The sequence below is a fragment of the Pantoea sp. MT58 genome, from assembly GCF_014495885.1.
Classification (GTDB): domain Bacteria; phylum Pseudomonadota; class Gammaproteobacteria; order Enterobacterales; family Enterobacteriaceae; genus Pantoea; species Pantoea eucalypti.
Genome location: NZ_CP061085.1, coordinates 21,802 through 47,109, shown reverse-complemented (window position 1 = coordinate 47,109; position 25,308 = coordinate 21,802). Strand labels below are relative to the sequence as shown.

Sequence of the window (25,308 nt, the reverse complement as noted above, 5' to 3'; positions counted from 1 at the left end):
ATTGAATCTGTTGTTTCTTTTTATTGTGCGTAGCCTTTCTGTTTATCGCAGCTGCCGTGGCAGCCGTGACAACGTCCCTTTCCCTCCTGCATCATGCCTGGTATTGCCTGCACCCGGCTTCCTGCTTTTCGCAGTGCAAACAGAATGACCATGTTAAGCAACAGTATGCCAATCAGGCAGGTTGCGCTAAATGCAGGATGCTCGGTAAACGTGACGGTCTGATAAAACAGCGTGGCCGTGGTGTAAGCAATATTCAGTCCCCAGAAGAATGAGAACATCATCCACTTTCTGCCGGCTTCGCGCGCAATAGCGCCCATGACTGAAACACAGGGCACATAGAGCAGGACAAAGATTAAGTAACTGTATGCGGCGAAGCCACTGCCAAATTTGGCTGACATGATGCCCATAGAGCCGGATGCCATCTCACCATCACCTTTGCTGGCATCGATGGGATGAGCCAGTGCATCAATTCTCAATGCAGCTGTTAACCCCGCCCAGGTCTGTGTCAGCGCATCGGTCAGCTCAGCTTTAAGGTTAAAAGTCTGCGGATCAAACGCGTTGTTCTGGAGCGCTTCAGTGGTGTAAAGGCTGTTGAGTGTGCCGACCACGACCTCTTTAGCCATAATGCCACTCACCAGTCCAACGGTCGCCTGCCAGTTATCCTGAGTGATACCAATCGGCAACAACGCAGGTGTAATCGCTTTACTGGATGCCGCCAGTGCAGAATGGTTAATGTCTTCGACCAGCTGGCCATTAAATGCAAAGCTGCTCAGTACGCCAACCAGCATGCTCACCAAAATGATGACCTGTCCGGCCCGGACGACAAACATTTTCAGCCGCTGCCAGGTCTGCAACAGCAGACTTTTCAGATGAGGCCGGTGATAGACCGGCATTTCCATGATAAACGGGGATGCTTCCCCGCTCAGCAGGGTGTGCCTGAGTACCAACCCGGTGATGATCGCAACAACAATGCCCAGCAAATAGAGTGAGAAAACCAGGCTGGAGCTATGCGCGTCAAAAAATGCTGCAGCGAAAACCGCAAAAATCGCCAGCCGCGCCCCGCACGACATAAAAGGTGCAATCAGGACCGTAAGCAAGCGCTCACGCGGTGTGTCGAGTGTCCGGGTGCCCATGACTGACGGTACATTACAGCCAAAGCCGACGATTAGCGGCACAAAGGATTTACCCGGCAGGCCCAGCGACTGCATAAGCCGATCTATCACAAAAGCAGCGCGCGCCATGTAGCCTGAATCCTCCAGAAAAGAAAGGAACAGGAACATCAGGCCAATCTGAGGAATGATCGGCAGCACGGTATTTATGCCGGATCCGATGCCCTGGGCCAGAAAAACGGTCAGCCAGTCCGGGAAGTGGCCGACATAGCCCAGCCATTGCATGCCATGAATAAATATGGCCACAGAACCACTGTCGAAAAGTGGCTGCAGTGCGGCACCGATATTAATTGAGAGCACAAACATCACATACATCACTGCCAGGAATATCGGAATGCCCAGCCAGCGATTCAGCACGATACTATCAATCTGACGGGTCCGACCGGCAGGTAATACCTGATGAATATTACTCACGGCTGCGCAAAGTGCGTTGATGGCACGATAACGGTAATCGGCAATCTGTACGCCGGTGTCGTTGCCCGCCTGCTTCATCATCTCAGGCAAATGCGGGAGCAGCTCCGGGCAAAGCTTCTGGCTGTTAATATCACCCTCCAGCAGCTGCAATGCCAGCCAGTAACGTTTTTGAGGCGCTATCGTTTCGGGCATTTGCAGACACAGCTGCTCAATTGCTGAGTTAATCGCGGCCGGGTAACGCACCCGTTCCGGAGCGCAGTAAACATGAGCCTGATCGATCAGGGTTTTGAGCTGGGCAATACCATCGCCCCGGGTTGAGGTCACGGAAACAACCGGACAGCCAAGACGTGCAGATAACGCCTGAATATCAGTAGTGATGTTCTGACTGGCGGCAACGTCCTGCATGTTAAGGGCGATAATGCAGGGCACGCCAAGCTCCAGTAGCTGCAGGGTCAGGAACAGATTACTTTCCAGACTGGATGCATCGACCACGTTAATCACCATATCGGCGTGATCCTGATAGAGATACTGGCAGGCGATGCTCTCATCAATGGCGCTTTCAGCAGACAGCGTCGTCAGCGAACGAGTTCCGGGCAGGTCGATGAGCCTGACATCTGACTGTGCAGTAAAAAATTGCCCTTCTTTACGCTCAACTGTCACACCCGCCCAGTTACCGACCTGCTGCCGGGCTCCGGTAAGCTGATTAAATAGCGTGGTTTTGCCGGTGTTAGGATTTCCAATCAGCCCGATGGTGATCTTTTTCATCAGACGATTTCCTCCAGGATCATAGAGGACAGGTCCCGCTGTCGAACTGCCAGACTGATACGGCGCGTGCGAATTTGCACAGGGTCCCCCATTGGCGCCACGCGAACCGTCTCAAAAACGGCGCCGGGAAGCATGCCCATCGTCAGTAATTTCTGACGCCAGGCGAAATTTACAGACGGCTTATAGCCAAGAATTCGATAGGTACTGCCCATGTTAATTGCCATAACACGCTCTGCCTCAAGGTAAGAAGCACTCATTTTATAAATGATAAGCGTTTCGCTTTTTGATCTGGAATGAGCAATCGAGAGAAAACATGTCGTCAATGCGTATGTGGAAGAAAACGTATCCTTTCACAGGAGCCTGGTGACGGGTGAGATGGCCTGATACGTGTAAATAGAGACATCATGGCTTGTTGCCACTGAGTCAGACCTGCATCATAAGCGGTGACAATGTCAGGCAACTACAGAGGCTATTCGGCCATAATGAATGGCACAAAATCTTACGGTAACCTTGGGGTAGAGAGCAGCCCTGGATCAATAAGGATTATATGAAACAAATTACGTTGAGTGACCTCCAGAAACAAAGCGAACAGGCTGCACACTCTCCTCGCTTGCGAGCTAATCGTAATCTACATCCCGAATTAAGCGATCCGGTTCAACGTCTGGCCATCGCTATGGAGCCGGGCACTTATGTGCGCCCACACCGCCATCCGCATACTTTTGAATTGCTGATGCCTCTTCGAGGACGCTTCCTGGTATTAAATTTTGATGACAATGGTTATGTGACCCAGCGGGTGATGCTGGGTGAAGAGTGCAAGGTGCTCGAAACGGATGCCGGCATCTGGCATGCGGTACTCTCCATGGATAAAGGCGGGGTTATTTTTGAGGTAAAGCATGGCGGTTACCAGCCAGTTACTGAACAGGATCTTGCCCCATGGGCACCCGCCGAGAATGAGCCTGGCACCATGGAACTGATGGCATGGTACGAACAGGCGCAGGTGGGTGATGGTAGTTTCACTCGATAATTTTTAGCTTATTTGCAGCGGGCGGTATGGTGGCCGATGCCGTCCTTCAGGTGACATCTGGCAATTTTCAGGGTTGCCTGCACTCATCTCTAAATCCAGAGATTGGCTTTTACGAACCCTTGAGATGTAAAAAACGGGTATCCGAACACAGTAACTAAGTAGGCTTAATCAGGTTCCGGTAGTAGCTTAGCATTTGAAACAGACCATTCGGATGATGCAGTAAATTGAGCATTAAGCCATCTATCAGGTCAGGCAGCGCCATTTCAGACGTCTCCACTGCACTATTGAGGTCAGAGAGGCAATAAACGTCATCAGCCTTACATTCGAAATAAGGCTGAGGAATTTGTCTTTTAACCACCTTTGAGCTTTATTGAAAAGTTATTTTTATAATTCATCCTCTATAACCGTAGTTTAAATGGCGGATACACCAGCGGTTCACGGTATTGATTTATGGGGAGTGCGCATTACGGATGTGTAACCACTACAATATTCCCGGACACTCTGTTAAAAATGACGCTTCTCCAGCTTCACTGGACTTCGTAAAAGAATCTTACCGATTATAAAACTGTGGTTTTTGTCGATTCAGATGATATCGTTTCTGAGTAGTGAAAAAACACACTGATCTTCCCTCTTTTATTTGCTGCAAGGGCATTTACGGTTGATTATCATGGCATGTAGCAAGTCTTAATCCTCCCATTGATAAAACGGCAGAGCCAAAACCGAAACATGCCCTTTGAGGCTACGGCCTATGCGTTTAAGGGCTGATTATACCGCCGTTGAAGTTAGCTGGAACGTATTTATAGTTTGCTGATATGAGCCTTACGCAAGTTTTAATGTTGTAGCTGTTCAGGATTAGAGGACAGTTACGGGATCGCTGCTAAAAGTTAATACATTCATCAATTTAAAGGGAAAAATCAGAACCCAACAATAGCACTTAAACAGGATCTTGCAGAAAATTAGTTACATCATACATAAGTCTATCACGTCTATGTACGCCCCTTCGGGGCGCGGGGGCGGCTAGTCAAAAGGCACTCGGAATTCCAGAATAACTTTGTTTTTAGTACGTCAATAAACACACAAAATCAGCAGGCCTTCTCGTGTTATTGAAACTAATTTAACAGGGTGTTGTAACTAACCTGTCGCGTTATTGCTCTTTTATCACTTAATATAAATTATACTTTCCATTTTCCTGTGGAACGGCTAACACTTATTCCCTTCACATCCCGATTTTTTATCATCTGAGAAAAGCGGTTATAAATTTAAGTTCAGCTTATTTAAATAGTGCGTCGTTCATTTTATAATCAGATGCACATTCAGGATTTTCTTTATCTGAATTGAAAGTTTCATTTATCGCAAATACATGTTTGATTTTCTATTGCAGCTTTTTAACAAAACATGCTTAATCATCATACACCCCAACACATTACAATTGATCTGCATCAGTCTTTTGGCAGATAATTTTCCGAAGGCTGGAATTGTTATCGTGTCGTTTAACAATTTTAGCTAATAATGCCACATCTTCTTAAAAACTAATGACAGGACAGTGAAATGACATCTTTCAATTCTGGCAAAAAATTCGTCTGCGCTATTGTGATGACGGCTGCAGTAATATCCATGACCGCCTGCTCAAGCAATTATGTCATCTCTACCAATGACGGGCACATGATCACGACTCATGGTAAACCCGCCAAAGATAAACAAACTGGCATGATCTCGTATAAAGATGCAGACGGAAATATGCATCAGTTGCAGCAGCACGACGTTAAAGAAATTGTACAAAAATAAATCAATTCAGCCAGCAATCGTAATCATTAATTTTAAAATTTAAAAGCAGTGGAACTGAACAATGAAACTTTCTGTAATCAGCATGGGTATGCTGCTGTGCGTCTCTTCGTCTGCAATGGCCATTGGCTTGAATGTGGAGCAAGGTAAAAATACCACTGCGCTGGACGCAGAAATTGGCCGCTCATCCAGCGGAATTTATCTGGATAGCCAGTGGATCAAAAATACGGCGGATGGTGTTCAGATTGGTCAGGCGGGTACCGGTTATAATCTTGAACTTGGTCCGGTAATGCTGACTGCTGGCGCCAAAGCCACTTATCTTGGTGGCAAGAAAGGGGATAACGGCGTCGCATTTCCTGTCGGTGGCGGTGTGAAAATCAATCTGCCCGCTGATTTTGCGATTTATGGTGAGGGATATTCTGCTCCGGAACAACTGACTAACAGCGTTAAGAATTTTGTGGAAGCGAACGCCGGCATAAGCTGGTCACCGCTGGGGCCGCTGGTCTTGAAAGCCGGCTACCGTTATGCAGGTGTTGATGGCAAAGATGGACGCCCGGGCCATACCCTGATCGATGGGCCTTACATTGGTGGCGGCCTGACATTTTAATATCAGATAACGCTCCTCTTCTATAGGGTGAGGAAACCAGCCAGCTTGACTGATCGGTTTCTTTACCCATTTTTCGTTATGACTCTGACGGAAAGCAGTGAGAAACAGATGATGAAACCACTCATGTTGATGTTATTTACCCTTTGTCTGACAGGATGTGTCCAGTATAAATGGGTCAAGCCTGACGCATCTGAGCAGCAGGAGTTCGTGGCAGAAACAGCCTGTAAAGCTCAGGCACTCAGGGATTTACCGCCAGACAATGTCGTTAGCGGTAAATACACCTCAAAAGACAAGAAACACAAGACAACTGATACGAATTACTCAACCAGCGATGCTAATGAAAGTCAGCGAGACATATTGGTGAAAGACTGTATGTTCAAACAAGGCTGGCAACAGATTGAGATTCAGCACTAACGACATTGAACTGTCAGAGGCCAGGTAAAATCCTGGCCAGCACTGACCCGACAGGTTTTATCGATTGTGGCCGGAATTTATTCGGGCATCATCCTGCTGCTGCTGTGCAGTACGCTGCCGACGGCACCGTTCCGAGCAATACAGAACCTCTTCCCAGCACCTTTCCCATTTTTTTCGCCATGACATCGGTTTGTTACACGTTTTGCAGTAGCGCACCGGTAGTGACTTTTTATTGCCTTTGAACACGTCAATCCTCCAGAAAACCCAGGACACTGACAAAGCCTATGCCATATACAGTATAGCTAACCGTCGCACTGGATAACTGATGACAATGGGCGACAAAGTTAGCAGACTGCTTTTTTTCATACTCTCTTGTTCTATGATTATTCTTCGACGACCCCATTTGCTCTGACATTGTACTGTGAAATATCTATTACAGGTTTTTGGCATTATGCGCTGCTGACGACGAATTAATTAGCCAGGTTAATAATAGCCGCTTCCTGGCACACCGTTTTCAGTTCAGTGTCTGGCAGCATGTCCATCGATGTGTTTTGGGACAGGCTGGCGAGGTGATTGCAAAATCACATGGTTCACGGACTGAGCTGAATGAATATCGATGAAAAATGCTATCGCTTCCGTTATCAGCATCAATGACAACAGGGTAATAACGTGGGGAAATAATGCTGTCTATGATTACGTTGTAAACTACCTCCCTCTTTGAATCTTTACAGAGCTTCAAAAATCATGACTCTTGTAAATAATTGACTTTAGCCCACAACGGGTGGCTCTCGTTTTGACGAGTTTGTATCCATTTATTTGATGGCTGTAGGTGGATGCAAACGCTTAAATCAGCCATAACGCAGGCCGGCCCGCTCTTAAATAACCCTATGCGCTGCATAAGAAAAAAACAACCCATTATCATGGCGTTACAAATAACCACAGTTAATCAGTGGGCTAATTATTTAAAGCGTCACCGTGCCAGTCATTCAACAAAATTACGATTAACATCATGATCTTATCCAGTTTTAGCTGTCTGCCCTGAATCATTACCTTTAATTTTCAGAGCAATGCGTGTACAGGATTTGCGAAGCGACTTTGCTGAAAACAGCGTTAAAGCACAATTTCCCTATACCCGCTCCCAATTAACTAACTTTTCAGATGTCGTTTTTTTTGACATTTTGAGCTAAGAGCACCGCAAAGAGTAACTCTGCTTCAATTTAAGGGTGATACGGTAATTACAGTTTAAACTCTTGTAGAAAGCGATTAATATGTTAGCGTTGAACTATCGGTTCTGTATTTTGATTCTTCGAAGGCAAGCATTCTAAAAAAGCAGGTCTGACGAAAAGCATCAGCGTGAACCCGCTCTGTATTTTATTATCTGAACATGACTATGGTGACTTTGATGAGTGACACTCTCAACAGCTTGAATAATATCCGTACCCTTCGCGCAAACGCTCGCGAGCTTGACCTGGCTGCCCTGGAAGAAATGCTGGAAAAACTGTCAGTTGTAGTGAGTGAGCGTCGGGAAGAAGCTCAGGCTTCGGAAGCAGCTAATCGTGAAAAAGCCGAGAAACTGGCAAAATATCGCGAGTTACTGTTGCAGGAGGGTATCGATCCTAATGAACTGTTAAATGGTATGCCAACTGCACCCGCTGAGAAGAAAAAACGCGCACCTCGACCAGCTAAATATCAGTACACCGACGAAAATGGTGAAGTTAAGCAATGGACTGGCCAGGGCCGTACACCCTCAGCTATTAAATCAGCCGTTGATGCAGGTAAATCACTGGATGATTTCCTGATTTAACTCAGTCTGCATACATGAAAACAGCCTGCTTTAAGCAGGCTGTTTTATATCACATCGACATCCGGTAGTAGCTCTGACATTATCCGTCGGCCCTTACCCCGCCCTTCTGCAATTTGTTTCATTCGTCAATCTACAGTTCTTCCCAGGCGTTTCACTACACTTAGTTGCTGAACATCTTCCGCAACAGACACCCGGCTTCATTCTTCCCCTGAGCTGATTTATTTATTCAGCGCTTACATGTTACGAGCGCTGATAATTTCCAGGCCGATCTGCTGACTATAAGAGAGTTCACGCGTATTGCCATCAGGGTCGGAAAAAACGCCCGGTTACCCATTGGTGCATCAGATTGCTGAGCGTCCCTTAGGCAAAACACCGTCAAGCCGTGCGCGGGCAACGTTGACATCTATCCCTTCACGACGGGTAAAGGCCACACCAATATAACCAAAGGGACCCGGCGGCGTATCTTTACTGTTGTCAGATTGCACCCGCACCAGCGCAACACTGCAAGATGATGAGCAGAACATCTCAAAGGATAATGCTTCAAAACCACGACGAATTTCTGGCGATGGCCAACCACTATCATGGCAAGGCATCATGCCTGTCCTGAATAAAACCTCATTTCTGATTCACGCACAGTTAATAAAAAAGAAAATGCTAAACCCAGCGCCGCTTCTATAACGAAAACCAGGCATTAGCCAGCAGATTACGCTTAAACTGTACGATTTACTGGATTAGATACCACCATTCTCACCTGATAAACAGCGAATAAACCCGCATTGGCCCTTCAAATACCGCGTACGGAAATGTTACCCTTGCTGGCTGAATAATTTGCACTTTATTGATTAACTTGAGTATTTGAGGATTGGTATGAGTAAGAATCTGAGCAGCCTGAATAATATCCGCACAATGCGTGCTGAGGCACGCAATATGACGCTGGATCTGCTGGCAGAGCTACACCAGAAATTAGAAACAGTGGTAAATGAGCGTCGTGAAGAGGAAAGTGCACGAGAGGCAGAAGCTCGTAAGAAAGCTGAAAAGCTGGCGTTTTATCAGGAGTTGCTGATGGAAGAAGGAATTAATCCGTTGGAACTGGTAAATAGCGCTTCTCCTTTGGTAACCGGCAAAAAGAAACGGGCGAAGCGTCCGGCTAAATATCGTTACAATGATGAAAACGGTCAGGTTCGTTACTGGACGGGTCAGGGCCGAACCCCTTCAGCCATTAAAACTGCGATCGAAAATGGCCAGTCACTGGATGATTTCCTGATTTAATCGCGCTAATTTCTTGCCGGAATGTTGACCGCCAATGGGCGGCAATATTCCGGTCCGCAGAGTCCCATGGCACAGATATTTATCCTGGTGTCCTGGCGTCCTTCTTTTCCACGTTATCATTAGCCATCACTGGCTCAGAACCACGAAACGTTCGACGCCACTCGCTGGGTGAAACACCAAACCGCGATTTAAAACGCTGACGAAATGAAACCGGCGACTCAAAACCCACCTTTTCGGCCACACTTTCAATATTCATAGTGGTTGTTTCCAATAGCCACTGGCTGCGTTGAAGGCGCTCAGCCGTCAACCACTCACCCAGAGACATACCCGTTGCTCTTTGGAAGTGACGGGTCAGCGTTCGCCGGCTCATGCTGAGCCTGCGCGAGAGGGAATCAAGATTCTGCGGCTTATGCAGATTCTCCCGCAGTGACGCCAGCAGTGCATTAATCTTACTGTCACGCGTTGTTTCCGGAACCGGACGCTCAATAAACTGCGCCTGACCGCCTTCACGGTAGGGCACCACCACCATTCGTCTCGCTACCCGATTGGCAATGGCACTACCATAGTGATGACGGATGATATCCAGACAGCAGTCGATCCCTGCAGCGGTACCAGCAGAGGTTATCAGACGATCGTCACGGGCATAGAGCGCGTTGCTATCGAGCTGAACGGCCGGAAAGCGGGAACTGAAGTCCTGCTCAAATTCCCAGTGTGTGGCAGCCCGGCGCTGATCAAGTAAACCTGCATAAGCCAGTACATATGTGCCCAGACACAGTCCGACGACTTCCGCACCACGCTGCCAGGCCGCTACCAGCTTATTAAGCAGCGCCTGCGCCGGTTTCTCAGCCGGATTGTGCCAGTAGGGAACTATAATAATCGCCGCCTGATCAAGGAGTTCAGGGCCATACTCTACGGTGATTGACAGTCCCATATCGGAACGAACCACGCCAGGTTTTTCTGCAAAAACATCAACCTGAAATAGCGCCTGCTGGGGCATAGCCGATCCAAATAAAATGCAGGGAACTGAAAAGTGAAATGGACTAAAACCTGCGGTTGCCAGCACTGCGACTCTGAGCCCAGCCATTATCTTCCCTCACTGAACAAGCATGCCGGTGGAAACCGATTGTAAAGCATAAGCCGTTCACAAAGCGCCTTCGCTTCAGTGAAGGGTCGATTAGAACGTCATGGAGTCACCATCTTCCGGGATCAGCACTTTGTCAGCAATACCCTGTTCTGAGGTATAGGCGCGCAGTTCAGCACGGGTCAACAGGCAGTGGTTGATGGCTTCCATATGAGAAGCAACAATTATCACGCCAGGGAGGATGTTCAGGGTACGCAGCGTATCCTCTTTGCCCATAATAATCGGACCATAGAGATCGTTGGTAGCATTGCCAATATTTAACACCACAACCTGCGGCTGGAAACGTTGCAGACTTCTGACATAAGGTTTGACCCACACCGTATCGCCAGCAACATACAGCGTTTTTTCTGCCGGATGAGTAAACACCAGACCACAGGCATCACCCAGAATCTCGCCCATTGCTTTGTCAGCATACAATGCATTACTGCCATGCTGCCCATCGGTTTTATATAGAGTGAGACCATCGATGAAACGGTTTTCATCCTGCAGCATCCGCACGTTTTCAAAACCCTCTGACCGAAGCAGCGCAGCATCACTTTCATTCTGGCTGTAAATCATCATATTCTTTGGCACCTGCTGTTGCGCAGCTTCATCCCAGTGATCGGCATGGGTGTGGGTGATGATGACCGCATCTACTGCCAGCAGTTCGTCCCGCGGGACTGGCAGATCTACCATCGGATTTCTGAGGTGAGGTCGGGCATTGCCGGCAAAGCCTGGCCAGGCCTCTTTTTCGGCCAGCATAGGATCGATAAGGAATTTTTTTCCTGCATACTCCAGTAACAGCGTAGCGTTGCGAATTTGGGTCAGCTTCATGCCAGGCTCCATAAACAGTTTCAGTGAAATCAGCCAGCTTTACTGGCGCTTATGCGATTACTTTACGTCACTGTTCATCGTGTGCATGACAGGCCCAAAGGTCAGCATTCGATGGGATCGGGCCAAAATGTGAAATTATCTTTTGGCAGGTGGGAGAACTGGTCTCAAAGAGCGGACCAATGACGGTCGGGCTGCTGCAAGGGAGTCCGCTGTGAAGTTCGGCTGAAAACCACACAGTGCGACATTATCAGCACTGAGATTCATCCGCCCGGGGCAGTCATTTAAAACAGCGGCAGAGAAAACGGGCATATCCCGCGCCACATATTTCCGTCCGAAACGAAAATTAAAAGCAATTCATTCCATTGATTTAAATCAATAAAAACTCAATTGGCATTTCCGCCATAAAGGAACAGAAGGCGATAATCCCTGCTCTTTAATCACGAAACAGGAGTTCACAGAATGGCTATCCCTGTTTATTTATGGCTGAAGGATGATGGTGGAAATCCCGTCAAAGGCTCTGTTGATGTGCAGCAACGAGAAGGAAGTATAGAAATAACCGCACTGGCTCACGGCATATGACTCCCTACGGATAATCTGTCCGGTAAGATAACGGCCACTCGCGAGCATGCGCCCTTTATGCTGACCAAAGCGCTGGACTCTTCAAGTCCATACCTTTATCAGTTCGTCAGCGCCGGAAAGCTTTTAAAGTCTGCCGAGCTTAAATTCTATCGCATTAATTACGCCGGACAGAAAGAAGAATATTTAAACGTATTTATTGAAAATGTCCGCATTACCTGTGTCGTACCCTTTATGGAAGATGTTAAGGACCGGGATTACGAACGTCACGATCACCTTGAAGTGCTCGAAATGACGTATGAAAAAATCACCTGGAAATATCTGGACGGCAATATTATTCACTCTGATTCCTGGAAAGAGCGTAGCGCGGCATAGGAGAACAACATATGGCATGGATATACCACCAGAGTACCGGCGAACTGTGGCACCGCGGTAAGTTAATGGGTAAAGGTTATTCAGGGAGCCTGACCAACAAAAACAACCCGGATCGTCAACACGTTAAAGGTATGGGGCCAATTCCTCGCGGTACCTGGCATATTGGCGGACATACCAGTTCAAAGGGACCATTTACCATAATTTTGACACAAACCTCTGGCGAAAGTTATGGCCGCTCTTTATTTCGTATACACGGTGAAAGGAAGCCGCCGAAAGTACATGGATTCGCTTCTGAGGGTTGCATAATCCCTGGGCCGGTTATTCGCACAAAAATCATTTAGTCAACAGATAAAACGCTGGAGGTAGTGAGATGATTTTGCGAATCATCTTGCTGATCGCCTGCACTATTCCGTCCTCCTGCATAGCATCATCAAATGAATGGAAAGCTTATATCCAACTGATTGAGCAGGCAGACAACAAAACGCTCCATGCGTTTCCGGGAAAAATTGACAGTATTGGTGATACCCTTGACGCTGCTCATACAGAGGAATTGACCACAGCTCTTAGCATGAAGTTAATTAAAGATCCAATATCTGTAATTAACGCAACCAACTCGCTGGACAAAAGTACCGACGCCTTAAAGCAGCGATTTGGCACATCAATGGTATGCGGTATACCTTTAATCACACATGCAAATCAGATGAAAATTGAGGAGTATTTCGCGAAGGCAGAACCCGTGCTGGAAAAAGCTGGAGCTGCTGCTGCAAAATGTCTGAGCAATATGCGTGACACGATTGACGAAGTCAGACAAGAAACCGCAAAAAATTCAGGACATTAATCCTCAGAACAAACCTGACGCTTGCCGGGTTTTCTGAACGAATACTTATTAATAAAAACAATACATTATAATCTTAGCGTGGTTTTTTAAACTGTTGACCCTTAAACCCAATCAGCGTGATTGCGGCTGGCCTGTCTGATGGACTGCTGACAAAATAAAGGCAAAAAAAATGCCGCAGCAGGCTGCGGCATATCATTTAGATTCCCATCAGAAATCGGCTTTCAGTACGACACGGTAATTGGCTTTACCGGCGCGGACGTGATCCAGCGCTTTATTGATGTCCGACATCGGGAAGAACTCAACCTGTGGGGCGATATCTGCACGGGAAGCAAGACGCAGCAGCGAGCGCAGCTGACCTGGTGAGCCGGTTGATGAACCGGTTACCGCTTTGTCGCCCAGAATCAGATCAAAAGCACTCACTTCAATCGGCTTCATCACTGCGCCCACGGTGTGGAATTTACCCTGAGGTGCCAGCGCGGCGAAATAAGGTTTCCAGTCCAGATCGACCGCCACAGTGCTCAGAATCAGGTCAAAGCGACCCGCCTGCTGCTTCAGGGCTTCAGGATCGCGGCTGTTAACCACTTCATCTGCGCCCATATCCAGGATTGACTGCTTCTTATCTGGCGTTGAGCTGAATGCCACGACTTCTGCACCCATCGCGTGCAGGATTTTGATGGCAATATGACCCAGCCCACCGATACCGATCACACCGACGCGGCTGGTCGCCGTGATGTTACTCATCAGCAGTGGTTTAAACACGGTGATACCACCACACAGCAGCGGACCGGCGCTTGCTACATCCAGTTTTTCCGGCAGCGGGATAACCCATTGCCAGTCGGCGCGCAGCTTCTCGGCAAAACCACCTTTGTTCATGATGGTCGGGATGCTGCCCTGCTGACAGTTAACCTGCTCGCCGTTAATACAGGCATCGCAGTGCTGACAGCTTTTTGCTGTCCAGCCGATTCCTACACGCTGGCCGATTGAAAGACCTTTATTTTTGGCCGCTTCGCCCAGGGCAGAAACCCGACCAATTACTTCATGTCCTGCAATCACCGGGAACTGAGAGATGCCCCACTCGTTATCGATCATCGACAGGTCTGAGTGGCAGACGCCACAATATTCGACCTGGACTTCGACTTCTTCGGCTGCCAGCTCGACGGCATCGTACTCATAGAGTTCAAGGGCCTGGCCAGCCTGCATGGCTGCATAACTTTTAATTTTCATTCATACCTCTGCGTGATTAATCACAGACAAGTGTAACAACTGAAAGCCGGCCTTGCCTGGCCGTTGCGCTTACACCGCACTTTTTTGTCTTTTATTCAGATAATTCAGCCTTTAACCTGCGCACCTGAAAGAGTTTGTAACACCTTGAGCTGCGCGACGGCTTCCTGCATCGCATCCATTCCCTGCGTCAGTTCGCGCAGGCTACCGAGGTGCTTCGCGATGTCGGCGCGCTCATGACGCGTCTGCTGGTTCATCGCCGCCAGCGTATCGGCTGCTGAAATACTGCGCTCTGCCATCTGCGCGGCGGTCTGCGCCGAATCACTGGCCACCAGCCGGATGCGTGAGATGGTGCTGACCGCCTCACCAATGTTACTGGCTGTGGCTTCAGCCTGCTCTTTCGATGAATGCGCCAGACGCCGGACTTCGCCCGCGACCACGGCAAATCCGCGGCCAGCCTCGCCCGCACGTGCCGCTTCTACTGCGGCATTCAGCGCCAGAATGTTGGTCTGGAAAGCAATATTGCTGATGCCATGCGTAATCTCATTGATGCCGTTGGAGATTTTTTCCAGATCGTCCAACCCATCGTCCAGTCGTCCCTGAGCCTGCTGACTCTCAGTGGCGATATTGCTGATATTACGGATGCTGCTTTCTGCCAGGCTCAACGTTTCACCCTGGCTCTGGGTAGCCGTTTCCAGCACTGGCAACGCTTCCATCAGCGGCGTCAATGCCTGCTGATAGTTGATAACCCGATCAAGGACCCGCGTCTGAATACTGTTTAGCGCTTCCCAGCGACGCAACGCACGCTGCGCGTAATGTGCGGCGTAACCGGCATACTCCACCGGGAACTGGCTCATCGCTTTAACGTCATGATTAAAGAACACCAGTGCAGAGAGCGTCTGATTGATTGGCACGCCCAGAATTTCGCCAAAGCTGGAGAAGCCGGCGGCAGCGATGCCTTTAAAAAAGTGGGCGCTGTGAAGCTTATCAGCATTACCGACACGACGCAGGATACAGTCGTTCATCAGAATCGCCGCCGGTTTGCCATGCTGCGCGGTAAAAGCCTGCCACTCCTGCTGCGTCGCTTGTTTGAAGTCTTTCTCCTCCATCAGGAACAGCCGGTCACCAAACTCGAGGTCACAAAAAAACTGCACGCCACCCGATTCAATTCTGGCGATCGAGCGAATGAAGTATTCCCCGCCGACTTTAACGCCAAAGGTTAACCCTTTCAGCCGTTCGGTCAGCTGCGCTTCAGTGCAGTTAAGGTGTTCACACAGCGATGCGACAAACGGCTGCTGCTGACCCTGGCGATTAAACACAGAGGTGACGGTGCGCGCAACCGGATCGGCTTCGGCAATCAGCCAGCTCTGTTCGCGTGGCGTAAAGTTCTGACTTTTAAACGGAGCAAATGATTTTCCGGGTGCCATCTGACAGAACATAATCACAGCTTTGCCCTGCAGCACCTTGCCACCAGTACCGATCCAGGTGCCATCAAAGGTAATTTTACCGCCCGCTGAACCGCCAATCGCCAGGCATGGGAAACGTCCGCAGTTGTACCAGGCCTGCATCAGAAAACCTTCGGACGCGGACAATCCGTCGCAATAAATCATCGCGAAAGTACGGTCTGCCGAAAGTGGCATCCGCACCTGCAACCGCATCAGTTCCTGCTGGATGGCGGTAATACGCTGGCTGGCAGTCTGAGTGTCCGCGACATGCAGGTCGACAATGTGCGTCTCATGGCTGGCGATCAGCGTGTCAGGCAGCCAGAGATAACTTCCCTCCGGGCCATTGCCATCACAGTAAGTACTTTGCGATCGGCTGCTGCTCAGCGCACCGTTGGAAGAGAGTGTCAGCACGGTCAAATCGGCGGAATTAAAGCGTTGCCAGGCCTGACTGACCCGCTGAAAATCGGCTTCAGGCGGAACAAAAGTCATCAGGATCCCGCCCGCGCGCGAGCTTAACCCGATGGAAGAGAGTGATTCCGGCAGCGCACGACAATCCCAGGTGCCATTCGCTGGCTGGCTGCTACGCCTGAGACGGGCAACAGGCAGGCGACTTTTGATCGTCTTAATGATCGACATATTATTATTTTCGCTTTTATCAGAGTAGGTTGCGCTTAAACTCGCGCTTGCTGGTGTTTTTTAAAAGGAGGGCTAAATGCAGGTCCGTTCGCGTTCAGAACTCGTCGCTGAGTACCGGGTTCATCATTGATCGGCGCGTTCAACGCCATTGGGTTATCGCCACTAGCGGGAAAACCTTTAGCAATTGCTGCAGTTGGTTTAATGAATGAAGTTGTTACATTTTAGTAGCATAAAATAAGCCAGAATGAGGGCCTGGCACTATTCCTGTTTATCTGTCACTCATCTGTTGCCTCTGCTTTTCGCAGCGTTTGCGTGCTACGGCGGGCAGATCCCCGCCAATCTCCCCGCGTGTCGAGCAAGGTCGCTTTACTCATAACATTCTCCTTTTTCGTCAGGCCTTTATGCGCAGTTCATCTCTCCTTACCATGCCGACGCCAGCGCTTTATTAAAAATTAATGTCAGCATTATCAACAACTTCAGTCTGTGCATTTGCATAAACGAAGCGGACGACTATGCTTCCTGGTGTGACTAGCTAGTCCTTTTTATCTAATGGAACATTGATATGAGGTCTTCCTATGACACAACAGAAGTACAGAGGTGGTGCCGGCAATTTTGCCAACGATCCAGAACGAGCGAGTGAAGCTGGCAGTGCAGGAGGCAAGGTCAGTGGGGGCAACTTCAGAAACGATCCTGAAAAGGCCAGGGAAGCCGGTCGGAAAGGAGGCAAGATTAGTCGACGTCCTTCTAAGTAATTCTGAATAAAGCGCTTTAGGACGTATTACGCCATGGAGTGGCATCTCTTCCATCAACACTCTGAATCTGTTCATCATTCCCCCTCTTTTAGCCTCAACGCTTCTCTGACCAGGTTAAAAGCCGGTGAATGCTGCTTGCGGCTGGGATAATAGAGATAATAACCGGGAAACGGTTGGCACCAGCGCTCCAGTACCCGGATCAGCGTGCCCTGCTCCAGCCCTTCTGCGACTTCCTGTTCAGGCAGAAAAGCAATTCCCAAACCGGCCACTGCCGCTTCTGCAATGTGTGCCGAAGTGTTGAACGTTAACTGTCCATTTACCCGCACATTCACCGGCCCTTCTTCTCCGTCAAAATCCCAGACATACAACCCACCCGCTGTTGCCTGTCGCATATTAATGCAGTTGTGATGCAGCAGATCGTGTGGGACCTGAGGCGCAGCATGACGACGAAAATAGTCTGGCGCCGCCACCGCAGCCATTCGTAACGGTGGGGTGATGGGCATCGCCACCATATCTTTATCAATTGTGTCACCCATTCTGACTCCGGCATCAAACCGATCGGCCACGATGTTTCGCAAGCCATGATTCGCATCGAATTCGAGTCGGATATCCGGATAAGCCTCCAGCAGTGGCGTCAGTTTTGGCAGCAGGAGTGAACTGAGAATATGCGGGCCACAAGTGATGCGTACCGTGCCGGCGGGCTTGTCACGCATCGCGGTCAGCATATCCAGCTCCGCCTCAATTTCATCGAATCGATTGCCAATCGCCAGGATTAACCGTTCACCTGCTGCGGTCGGTGAGACGTTTCGCGTCGTGCGGGTCAGCAGCCGAATTTCCATCCGGTTTTCCAGGGCAGTAATCGTCTGACTCAGCGCGGGCTGCGTAACGCCCAGCAGTGCCGCTGCACGGGTAAAGCTGCCCTCACGCGCTACGGTAATAAAAGCCTGCAGATCATTCATGTTGCGCTTCATGTTGCGCTCCCATTGGTGGATTCATAATCGCTGGTTATAACCCCATTAAGGATTCATTAGCTAGTCAATATAAAGTTAAACCGTAAAATTTCCTGAGTTCATCATGACCACCACCAATGAAACAGGATTCAGCATGACTTCTCCGGAAACAACAGCATATTCCCCTCAGCACAACGTCGCTCATTGGGGTGGCGTCTGGGCGATGACGCTTTGCGTATTCGCGTTGATCGCATCTGAATTTATGCCAGTCAGCCTCTTATCACCGTTATCACGTGATTTGGCGGTCAGTGAAGGTCAGGCCGGACAGGGCATTGCTATCTCCGGCGCATTGGCGGTGATGACAAGCCTGTTGATCACCCGTATTGCAGGCAATCTCGACCGCAAAATCCTGTTGCTGACGCTGACACTTCTAATGGCGCTGTCCGGATTGATGGTCGCGATGGCACCCAACTATCTCACCTACATGACTGGCCGGGCGTTGATTGGCGTGGTGATTGGCGGGTTCTGGTCGATGTCAGCTGCGGTGGCTATCCGGCTGGTCCCCACCGGGCAGGTGCCGCGTGCACTGGCTATTTTTAACGGCGGTAATGCGCTGGCGACAGTTATCGCTGCACCGCTGGGGAGCTATCTCGGTTCTGTCATCGGCTGGCGTGGCGCTTTTTTCAGCCTGGTGCCGGTGGCCTTGCTCGCCCTGCTCTGGCAAGGATTTACACTGCCGTCAATGCCCGTCGATAAAGCACGGCAGCGAAGCGCAAACCTCCTTCAGCTGCTGCGTTCACCGCTGGTAACAATAGGTCTTGCCGCCTGCGGACTGCTCTTTATGGGGCAATTCACCCTCTTTACCTATCTCCGTCCGTTTCTGGAAACCGTCACGCAGGTTGACGTTTCTACGCTATCGCTGGTGCTGCTGACCATTGGCGTTGCCGGTTTTATCGGAACACTGATCGTCGGGGTTGTTCTGCAGCGTGGATTTTATCTCACCCTGATGATTATTCCACTGATCATGGCGTCAGTCGCAGGGCTGCTCATGGTATTCGGTCATCAGCTGTGGCTGGTGGCACCGTTGCTGGGCATCTGGGGACTGGTGGCAACTGCCGCATCCACCGGATGGTGGGCCTGGGTCGCCAGAACCTTCCCGGATAATGCGGAGACGGGTGGCGGATTAATGGTTGCCATTGTCCAGCTGTCGATTGCTCTGGGATCGACGCTGGGCGGTCTGGCCTTTGACCATGCAGGCTGGCAGATCACCTTTGCCATCAGCGCCACATTACTCATCGCTGCCGCTGGACTGGCGTTGATCACTGCGCGCAAAGAAAGCGCCGCCTGATAGCAGATTCATTGTTTAACCGGGCAGCCTGTTGCCCACTTCTCGTCAACCCTGAGGATCCTTTCATGAGAGCATTAACCCTGATGTTTGGACTGTTGATCAGTTCATTTGCAGCCAGCGCTGCCGATATGTCACGCGGCGCCGACAACTTTTATCAAAGCGATAAAGTGACCCGCGAAAAAGTGACGTTTAAAAACCAGTATCAGATGGGCGTCACCGGCACCCTGTTCAGACCTAAAGAAGCGAGTAAAACAGCGCATCTTCCGGCGATAGTGGTGGGGCATCCGATGGGCGCAGTCAAAGAGCAGAGCGCCAGTCTCTATGCGCAAAAGATGGCTGAGCAGGGCTTTGTTACCCTGGCAATCGATCTCTCATTCTGGGGCGAAAGTGAAGGCCAGCCACGTAATGCGGTTTCTCCGGATATCTATGCCGAAGACTTCAGTGCCGCAGTCGATTACCTGGGGACACGCGAATTTGTCGACCGCAATCGAATTGGTGTGCTGGGCATCTGTGGAAGTGGCAGTTTCGTCATCAGCGCGGCAAAGATCGATCCCCGCATGAAGGCGATAGCTACCGTCAGCATGTATGACATGGGTTCAGCCAACCGTAATGCGCTGAATAAAAGCCAGACGCTGGCTCAGCGCAAGCAGATCATTGAAGCAGCGGCACAGCAACGTTATGCGGAATTTACCGGGGGTAAAATCGCTTACACAGGCGGTACACCACACAAAATTGATGCTGATTCACCGCCAGTTGCTAAAGAGTTTTATGATTTTTACCGGACACCTCGGGGCGAGTTCACCCCAAAAAGCTCGTCAGCTGCACTAACCACGCACCCGACGCTCACCAGCAATGTGAAGTTCATGAACTTCTATCCGTTCAATGATATTGAGACCATCTCTCCGCGCCCAATGCTCTTCATCACCGGTGATAAAGCGCACTCACGCGAGTTCAGTGAAGATGCTTTCCAGCGCGCAGCTCAGCCCAAAGAGCTGTATATCGTACCTGATGCAGGTCATGTCGACCTTTATGATCGCACTGATCTGATCCCGTTCGCGAAACTGACGGCTTTCTTTAAACAGAATCTGTAATCTTCTGCTCATCGACTCCAGCCCGTCTGCAGAAAACTGCAGACGGGCTGTCTGCGTGATTAGCCTTTGCGATGGCGGGTTAGATAATGCTTCACCAGCACAAAGAACAGCGGAACAAAGAACAACGCCAGGACCGTGCCTGCCAGCGTGCCACCGATGATGCCGGTCCCGATGGCAATGCGGCTATTAGCACCCGCACCGGTTGCCACCGCCAGCGGGATCACGCCAGCAATAAAGGCGAGTGACGTCATCATAATCGGCCGCAAACGGGTTCGTGCTGCCTGCAATGCAGCTGCACTCAGCGAACTGCCCCGGCGCACTGCATCTTCTGCAAATTCGATGATTAATATCGCGTTTTTAGAGGTCAGTCCGACCGTGGTCAGCAACGCCACCTGGAAATAGATATCGTTGCTCAATCCCCGCAGCGCCACTGCCAGCACGGTACCCAACACACCAAGCGGCACCGCCAGCAGCACTGAGAACGGCACCGACCAGCTTTCATACAGCGCAGCCAGACAGAGGAAAACCACCAGAATCGAGATCGCATAAAGCGTAGTCGATTGCCCGCCCGCCTGTTTTTCCTGCAGCGAAAGCCCGCTCCACGCGCCCGTCGTGCCTGCAGGTAATTGATTAGCCAGCCGCTCAATCGTATTCATGGCATCGCCGGAGCTAAACCCTTCGGCATTCTGACCCTGAATTTCATAGGCGGCAGAGCCGTTATAACGATCAAGGCTTTCTGGTCCCATGGTCCACCGGGTCGAGGCAAAGGCCGAGAATGGCGTCATGGTGCCTTCACTGTTCCGGATGTACCACTTATTCAGATCTGACGGTGCTGAACGATACTGACTGTCGCCCTGCACATAGACCCGCTTCACCCGTCCACGATCGATGAAGTCATTGATATAAGCACCACCCCAGGCGCTGGTCAGCGTATCGGTCACATCATCCAAATTCAGTCCCAGCGCCACCGCTTTGCTGGTATCAATGTCAACCTGCAACTGCGGGGTCTGCGGCAGGATATTCGCCCGCACGCCCGTTAACTCCGGGCTTTGCGCTGCGCGTTGTAATAGCTGATCGCGCAGGTTACCCAATTGTTCACGCGTGGTGCCACCGCTGGCCAGCAGCTCATAGGTGAAGCCGTTGTTCTGTCCCAGACCTGGCACCGATGGCGGCGTCAGTGCAAAGATCTGCGCATCCCGAATCGACGCCAGCGCATAGGTCGCGCGTCCGGCAATCGCCTCGGCGGAGTTCTCACTGCCGGGTCGCTGGTCCCAGTTTTTAAGCTTGATAAACGCCATACCGGCATTCTGCGCAGCACCGCTGAAGTTAAAGCCGTTGATGGTGAAGATCACATCAACATTCTGTTTTTCTTCAGTCAGAAACCAGTTAACAATCTGCTGGTTGACGGCCTCTGTACGACTGGCGGTTGCGCCCGCTGGCAATGTCGCCTGAAGCATAATGCTGCCCTGATCTTCGGTGGGCAGGAAGCTGCCCGGCAGGCGGGTAAACATCACAAACAGCACCACACCCATTGCCGCATAAAGCGATACCATGATTAGTGGACGACGCAAGGTGCTGACCACTTTGTGGCGATACTGGCGCTCGGTGGCGGCATAAAAGCGGTTAAAACCGCCAAAAAATCCTTTGCTGTGCGGTGATATCGGCTTTAGCAGCATGCCACACAGCGCGGGCGTCAGGGTCAGCGCCACCACCACGGAGAAGGTCATAGCCGCAATGATGGTGATAGAAAACTGTCGATAGATCACACCGGTCGATCCGGCGAAAAACGCCATCGGCAGAAAGACTGCCGAGAGCACCAGCGCGATAGCCACCAGCGCGCCGGAGATCTCTTTCATCGACTTTTCCGTTGCCTCTCGTGCCGGCAAACCTTCGTCATGCATGATGCGTTCGACGTTCTCGACCACTACGATTGCATCGTCCACCAGCAACCCGATGGCCAGCACCATGGCAAAAAGCGTCAGGGTGTTGATGGTGTAGCCGCATAACGCCAGTACACCGAAGGTGCCGAGCAGCACGACCGGCACCGCCAGCGCCGGGATCAGCGTCGCGCGTATGTTCTGCAGGAACAGGTACATCACTACCACGACCAGCGCGATCGCTTCGATCAGGGTGATCACCACATCCTCAACGGAGATTTTGATGAAATCGGTGCTGTCGAGCGCATAGGCCACTTCGTAGCCTTGCGGCATTGAGTGGCGATACTCTTCAACTTTGTTTTTCACCAGCGTCGCGGTGGCCAGCGCATTCGCGCCCGGTGCCAGCATCACCCCGACCCCGGCTGCAGGATGCCCGTTAAGTCGTGTGGTCATGTCATAGGATTCGCCGCCCAGTTCCACCCGCGCCACATCACCCACCCGCACGATCGCGCCGCTTTTATCACTTTTGACGATGATATTGCGGAACTGCTCTGGCGTCTGCAGTCGCGACTGCGCTCTGACCGTGGCGGTGAGTTGCTGATTATCGGGTGATGGCAGGCCGCCGATTTTACCGGCTGAGACCTGAATGTTTTGCGAGCGTATCGCCGCCGACACGTCAGACGGCTGCAACGCATAAGCGTTTAGTTTGAAAGGATCGAGCCAGATGCGCATCGCGTACTGACCGCCGAACACCTGGATGTCGCCGACCCCTTCGGTCCTGGCCAGCGGCTCCTGCATATTACTGACCAGCCAGTCACCGATATCTGTGCTGTTGCTTTTACCCGTGGTGTCATACAGCCCCATCACCAGCAGAAAATTTGACTGCGATTTCGTCACGGTGACACCAAGCTGCTGCACCTCGCTGGGCAGACGGGAAAGCGCCTGCTGCACCTTATTCTGTACCTGCACCTGAGCGGTGTCGGGATCAGTGCCCTGGCTGAACGTTACAGTGACTGACACGTTCCCCTGCGAGCTGCTGCTGGAGGTGAAATAGAGCAGGTTATCCAGCCCGGTCAATTGCTGTTCAATCACCTGCGTGACGCTGTTCTCCAGCGTTTCCGCTGACGCCCCGGTGTAAGTTGCGCTGATATTCACTGAGGGCGGTGCAACATCGGGATACTGTTCCACCGGTAACAGGGTGATAGAGAGTGCGCCAAGCAGCATAATTAAAATGGCAACAACCCATGCAAAGACGGGACGATAAATAAAAAAACGAGAAAACATCAGCGGGATCTCTTCCTTTGGGCGGGGGCAAGACCTGCATTCCTGCGGGCCAACAAACTGCGTTGATTATAGGTTGTACCTTTCGGATAAACATCCTGACATTACCTTTTCTTACACCAGGCTGAATGCAGCGATATTTTGCCCCTTAGCTGCTGACAAGCCAGGTTAGCGCTGGCAGGATGGTGATTCTCTGAGCTGATCTGAGCAGCCGTATAAAACCGTCGCTTTTATCCCGGACTGGAGATGATGAACTGCGGCGGGTAAGACGCTGAATGAGAGGAAAGCAAGACGCATGCAAAGGGATGATTATCAGGCTGGCGGTGGAGCTTAAGCGCATAAAGATTAAAAACAGGCCTCGTTAGGCAGGTGGCATAGTCATACCGGATTGTATCGCTTCCCTTCCCGCGGAACACGATGATTTCTCCTTCGGTTCCGTTGTGGGATATATTAGCTGCACTCTCGTGACATTTACTCTGAATAACAGGTATTCCCGGCAATGGCTCTGATCCCCAAAAACTATACGCGGCTGGAAGGCGGCTATCGTGAGAAAGCACTTAAAATCTATCCATGGGTGTGTGGACGCTGCTCACGCGAGTTTGTCTATTCAAACCTGCGCGAGCTGACGGTTCACCATATCGATCACGACCACACCAACAATCCGGAAGATGGCAGTAACTGGGAATTGCTGTGTCTGTATTGTCATGACCACGAGCACTCAAAGTACACCGAGGCTGACCAGTATGGCACCCGCGTAGTGGCTGGCGAGGATGCACAAAAAGATGTCGGTGAGGCTACCTACAATCCCTTTGCTGACCTGAAGTCGATGCTCAATAAGAAGAAGTAATGGCTTAACTGTCAGGCTGGCCGTTCGGCCCGACAGTCTCGCTTCCCGAAGAGGATCACAACGTCTGGCCTTAGCCACAACGCAGCGTAGAACTTCATGCCAGATGCCACCCTAACCAGACTCCGCGCGATATAAATCCTTTACCAGCCGGTTATTGCAGATTTTGATATCCGTCATGGCCGGGTGAACCGTACGTCAATCCCCCCCTCACCGACACTCTTTTTGAGACTACCTGTCGACAGCATCTTTCCTATCGGCGTGTAACTATAGGAGGTCTGGAATGTCTCGTAAAAAAGCACCAGCGTCTTATTGCCATACAGCATCACATCGCCCTGCTGGATCGTGCCGGGTTTATGCGGATCGTTTTTAAGGGCAGCAGGCAGGTCTGCAAACTTCTCGTTGCCGTTCAGCTCCTCCATCGTCATGGTTAGCGGAAGTTGCTGTAAAAATGCTTTCGCGGTGGGGTTATCCGCCAGAGCAATCTCATACGACTGATGGTTGATCGTCATAATAATCTTCATGGGAAGCAGCTCTCCAGCCCGATCCGCGCCACTGGCTTTAACGGGCATCAGACTATAAATGGAAAGTAAAACCAGCAAAAGTAAGGCTCTTTTCATAAGGTTGCTCTCCGGATTATGGTGCATCTGTTCAGACATGGCGTGCGTTACTGCGATCGCCGTCCAGCCATAATAAACGGGCTCACTTACCCGCCGTTGCCTGATGGTAAAGATTTATACTTCCCCCCTTTCCCTGCCTCATCATCCTGTCGGCGGAACTCGTGCGCTGCTTATTCTGCAACAGCCCGGATGCGCTGCGCTTCATCTGATGTGCGGCTTACGTTTCGGGCTGTCGAAACATTTTGAGAAATA

General features: G+C 50.6%; 23 protein-coding genes and 1 pseudogene. 13 read left to right on the top strand and 11 right to left on the bottom strand.

Annotation, left to right across the window (positions count from 1 at the left end):
* Positions 1 to 20: 20 nt before the first annotated feature.
* Complete coding sequence (gene feoB / locus IAI47_RS21535) at positions 21 to 2,348, bottom strand: Fe(2+) transporter permease subunit FeoB (protein WP_008926831.1); 2,328 nt, start codon at positions 2,346 to 2,348, stop codon at positions 21 to 23.
* Positions 2,348 to 2,572 (bottom strand): FeoA domain-containing protein, encoded by a 225-nt coding sequence (locus IAI47_RS21530; RefSeq protein ID WP_008926832.1) that lies wholly within the window; start codon positions 2,570 to 2,572, stop codon positions 2,348 to 2,350. The genes feoB and IAI47_RS21530 overlap by 1 nt, the downstream gene beginning before the upstream one ends.
* A gap of 323 nt (positions 2,573 to 2,895) precedes the next feature.
* Between IAI47_RS21530 and IAI47_RS21525 the strand changes: the two genes are divergently transcribed.
* From IAI47_RS21525 to IAI47_RS21510, 4 genes are all read left to right on the top strand, one after another.
* Positions 2,896 to 3,372, top strand: a complete 477-nt coding sequence (locus IAI47_RS21525) for a WbuC family cupin fold metalloprotein (protein ID WP_003850539.1) — start codon at positions 2,896 to 2,898, stop codon at positions 3,370 to 3,372.
* Between the two features lie 1,548 nt (positions 3,373 to 4,920).
* Positions 4,921 to 5,157 (top strand): YgdI/YgdR family lipoprotein, encoded by a 237-nt coding sequence (locus IAI47_RS21520; RefSeq protein ID WP_003850536.1) that lies wholly within the window; start codon positions 4,921 to 4,923, stop codon positions 5,155 to 5,157.
* Between the two features lie 61 nt (positions 5,158 to 5,218).
* Positions 5,219 to 5,761, top strand: a complete 543-nt coding sequence (locus IAI47_RS21515; protein ID WP_003850534.1) for a YfaZ family outer membrane protein — start codon at positions 5,219 to 5,221, stop codon at positions 5,759 to 5,761.
* A gap of 108 nt (positions 5,762 to 5,869) precedes the next feature.
* Positions 5,870 to 6,175: a hypothetical protein gene (locus IAI47_RS21510; RefSeq protein WP_008926834.1), complete on the top strand. Its 306-nt coding sequence runs from the start codon at positions 5,870 to 5,872 to the stop codon at positions 6,173 to 6,175.
* Positions 6,176 to 6,232: 57 nt separating this feature from the next.
* Here the strand turns inward: IAI47_RS21510 and IAI47_RS21505 are convergent, their stop codons facing one another.
* Positions 6,233 to 6,421 carry a DUF2256 domain-containing protein gene (locus tag IAI47_RS21505; RefSeq protein ID WP_072040393.1) on the bottom strand — a complete coding sequence of 63 codons (189 nt, stop codon included), beginning with the start codon at positions 6,419 to 6,421 and terminating at the stop codon, positions 6,233 to 6,235.
* A 1,156-nt stretch (positions 6,422 to 7,577) separates the two neighbouring features.
* Between IAI47_RS21505 and IAI47_RS21500 the strand changes: the two genes are divergently transcribed.
* Positions 7,578 to 7,979 (top strand): H-NS family nucleoid-associated regulatory protein, encoded by a 402-nt coding sequence (locus tag IAI47_RS21500; protein WP_003850529.1) that lies wholly within the window; start codon positions 7,578 to 7,580, stop codon positions 7,977 to 7,979.
* 341 nt (positions 7,980 to 8,320) lie between these two features.
* On the opposite strand, the gene IAI47_RS21495 is transcribed toward IAI47_RS21500, so the two are convergent.
* Positions 8,321 to 8,575 (bottom strand): hypothetical protein, encoded by a 255-nt coding sequence (locus IAI47_RS21495; protein WP_008926836.1) that lies wholly within the window; start codon positions 8,573 to 8,575, stop codon positions 8,321 to 8,323.
* A gap of 271 nt (positions 8,576 to 8,846) precedes the next feature.
* On the opposite strand from IAI47_RS21495, the gene IAI47_RS21490 reads away from it, so the two are divergent.
* The gene (locus IAI47_RS21490) at positions 8,847 to 9,248 is read left to right on the top strand and encodes an H-NS family nucleoid-associated regulatory protein (protein ID WP_008926837.1); all 402 of its coding nucleotides are present in this window, start codon (positions 8,847 to 8,849) and stop codon (positions 9,246 to 9,248) included.
* A 79-nt stretch (positions 9,249 to 9,327) separates the two neighbouring features.
* Here IAI47_RS21490 and IAI47_RS21485 read toward each other — a convergent pair whose 3' ends face one another.
* Together IAI47_RS21485 and IAI47_RS21480 are read right to left on the bottom strand one after the other, a co-directional pair.
* Positions 9,328 to 10,332, bottom strand: a complete 1,005-nt coding sequence (locus tag IAI47_RS21485; protein WP_008926838.1) for a GlxA family transcriptional regulator — start codon at positions 10,330 to 10,332, stop codon at positions 9,328 to 9,330.
* A 90-nt stretch (positions 10,333 to 10,422) separates the two neighbouring features.
* Positions 10,423 to 11,202: an MBL fold metallo-hydrolase gene (locus IAI47_RS21480; RefSeq protein WP_008926839.1), complete on the bottom strand. Its 780-nt coding sequence runs from the start codon at positions 11,200 to 11,202 to the stop codon at positions 10,423 to 10,425.
* 459 nt (positions 11,203 to 11,661) lie between these two features.
* Here IAI47_RS21480 and IAI47_RS21475 point away from each other — a divergent pair.
* The 3 genes and pseudogenes from IAI47_RS21475 to IAI47_RS21465 all read left to right on the top strand — a co-directional run bounded on the left by IAI47_RS21475 (position 11,662) and on the right by IAI47_RS21465 (position 12,991).
* Positions 11,662 to 12,153: pseudogene (locus IAI47_RS21475) on the top strand (Hcp family type VI secretion system effector).
* A gap of 11 nt (positions 12,154 to 12,164) precedes the next feature.
* Complete coding sequence (locus tag IAI47_RS21470) at positions 12,165 to 12,494, top strand: tlde1 domain-containing protein (protein WP_008926842.1); 330 nt, start codon at positions 12,165 to 12,167, stop codon at positions 12,492 to 12,494.
* A gap of 29 nt (positions 12,495 to 12,523) precedes the next feature.
* A complete protein-coding gene (locus IAI47_RS21465) occupies positions 12,524 to 12,991 on the top strand; it encodes a hypothetical protein (RefSeq protein WP_008926843.1) in 468 nt (155 codons plus the stop codon).
* Positions 12,992 to 13,198: 207 nt separating this feature from the next.
* On the opposite strand, the gene IAI47_RS21460 is transcribed toward IAI47_RS21465, so the two are convergent.
* Complete coding sequence (locus IAI47_RS21460) at positions 13,199 to 14,215, bottom strand: NAD(P)-dependent alcohol dehydrogenase (protein ID WP_008926844.1); 1,017 nt, start codon at positions 14,213 to 14,215, stop codon at positions 13,199 to 13,201.
* Positions 14,216 to 14,319: 104 nt separating this feature from the next.
* Positions 14,320 to 16,293: a methyl-accepting chemotaxis protein gene (locus tag IAI47_RS21455; RefSeq protein WP_008926845.1), complete on the bottom strand. Its 1,974-nt coding sequence runs from the start codon at positions 16,291 to 16,293 to the stop codon at positions 14,320 to 14,322.
* 575 nt (positions 16,294 to 16,868) lie between these two features.
* Here IAI47_RS21455 and IAI47_RS21450 point away from each other — a divergent pair.
* Positions 16,869 to 17,045, top strand: a complete 177-nt coding sequence (locus IAI47_RS21450; RefSeq protein WP_008926846.1) for a general stress protein — start codon at positions 16,869 to 16,871, stop codon at positions 17,043 to 17,045.
* A 74-nt stretch (positions 17,046 to 17,119) separates the two neighbouring features.
* Here IAI47_RS21450 and IAI47_RS21445 read toward each other — a convergent pair whose 3' ends face one another.
* Positions 17,120 to 18,016, bottom strand: coding sequence for a LysR family transcriptional regulator (locus tag IAI47_RS21445; protein ID WP_008926771.1), 897 nt, complete (start codon positions 18,014 to 18,016; stop codon positions 17,120 to 17,122).
* 202 nt (positions 18,017 to 18,218) lie between these two features.
* Here IAI47_RS21445 and IAI47_RS21440 point away from each other — a divergent pair, with 202 nt between their 5' ends.
* Together IAI47_RS21440 and IAI47_RS21435 are read left to right on the top strand one after the other, a co-directional pair.
* The gene (locus tag IAI47_RS21440) at positions 18,219 to 19,343 is read left to right on the top strand and encodes an MFS transporter (protein ID WP_223296464.1); all 1,125 of its coding nucleotides are present in this window, start codon (positions 18,219 to 18,221) and stop codon (positions 19,341 to 19,343) included.
* Positions 19,344 to 19,408: 65 nt separating this feature from the next.
* Positions 19,409 to 20,434, top strand: coding sequence for an alpha/beta hydrolase (locus IAI47_RS21435; RefSeq protein WP_008926773.1), 1,026 nt, complete (start codon positions 19,409 to 19,411; stop codon positions 20,432 to 20,434).
* A gap of 59 nt (positions 20,435 to 20,493) precedes the next feature.
* Here IAI47_RS21435 and IAI47_RS21430 read toward each other — a convergent pair whose 3' ends face one another.
* A complete protein-coding gene (locus IAI47_RS21430) occupies positions 20,494 to 23,595 on the bottom strand; it encodes an efflux RND transporter permease subunit (RefSeq protein WP_008926774.1) in 3,102 nt (1,033 codons plus the stop codon).
* Positions 23,596 to 24,091: 496 nt separating this feature from the next.
* Between IAI47_RS21430 and yajD the strand changes: the two genes are divergently transcribed.
* Positions 24,092 to 24,439, top strand: a complete 348-nt coding sequence (gene yajD, locus IAI47_RS21425; RefSeq protein WP_008926775.1) for an HNH nuclease YajD — start codon at positions 24,092 to 24,094, stop codon at positions 24,437 to 24,439.
* Positions 24,440 to 24,612: 173 nt separating this feature from the next.
* Here the strand turns inward: yajD and IAI47_RS21420 are convergent, their stop codons facing one another.
* Entirely contained in the window at positions 24,613 to 25,056 is a 444-nt protein-coding gene (locus IAI47_RS21420) for a cyclophilin-like fold protein (protein WP_008926776.1), read from the bottom strand.
* Positions 25,057 to 25,308 lie beyond the last annotated feature (252 nt).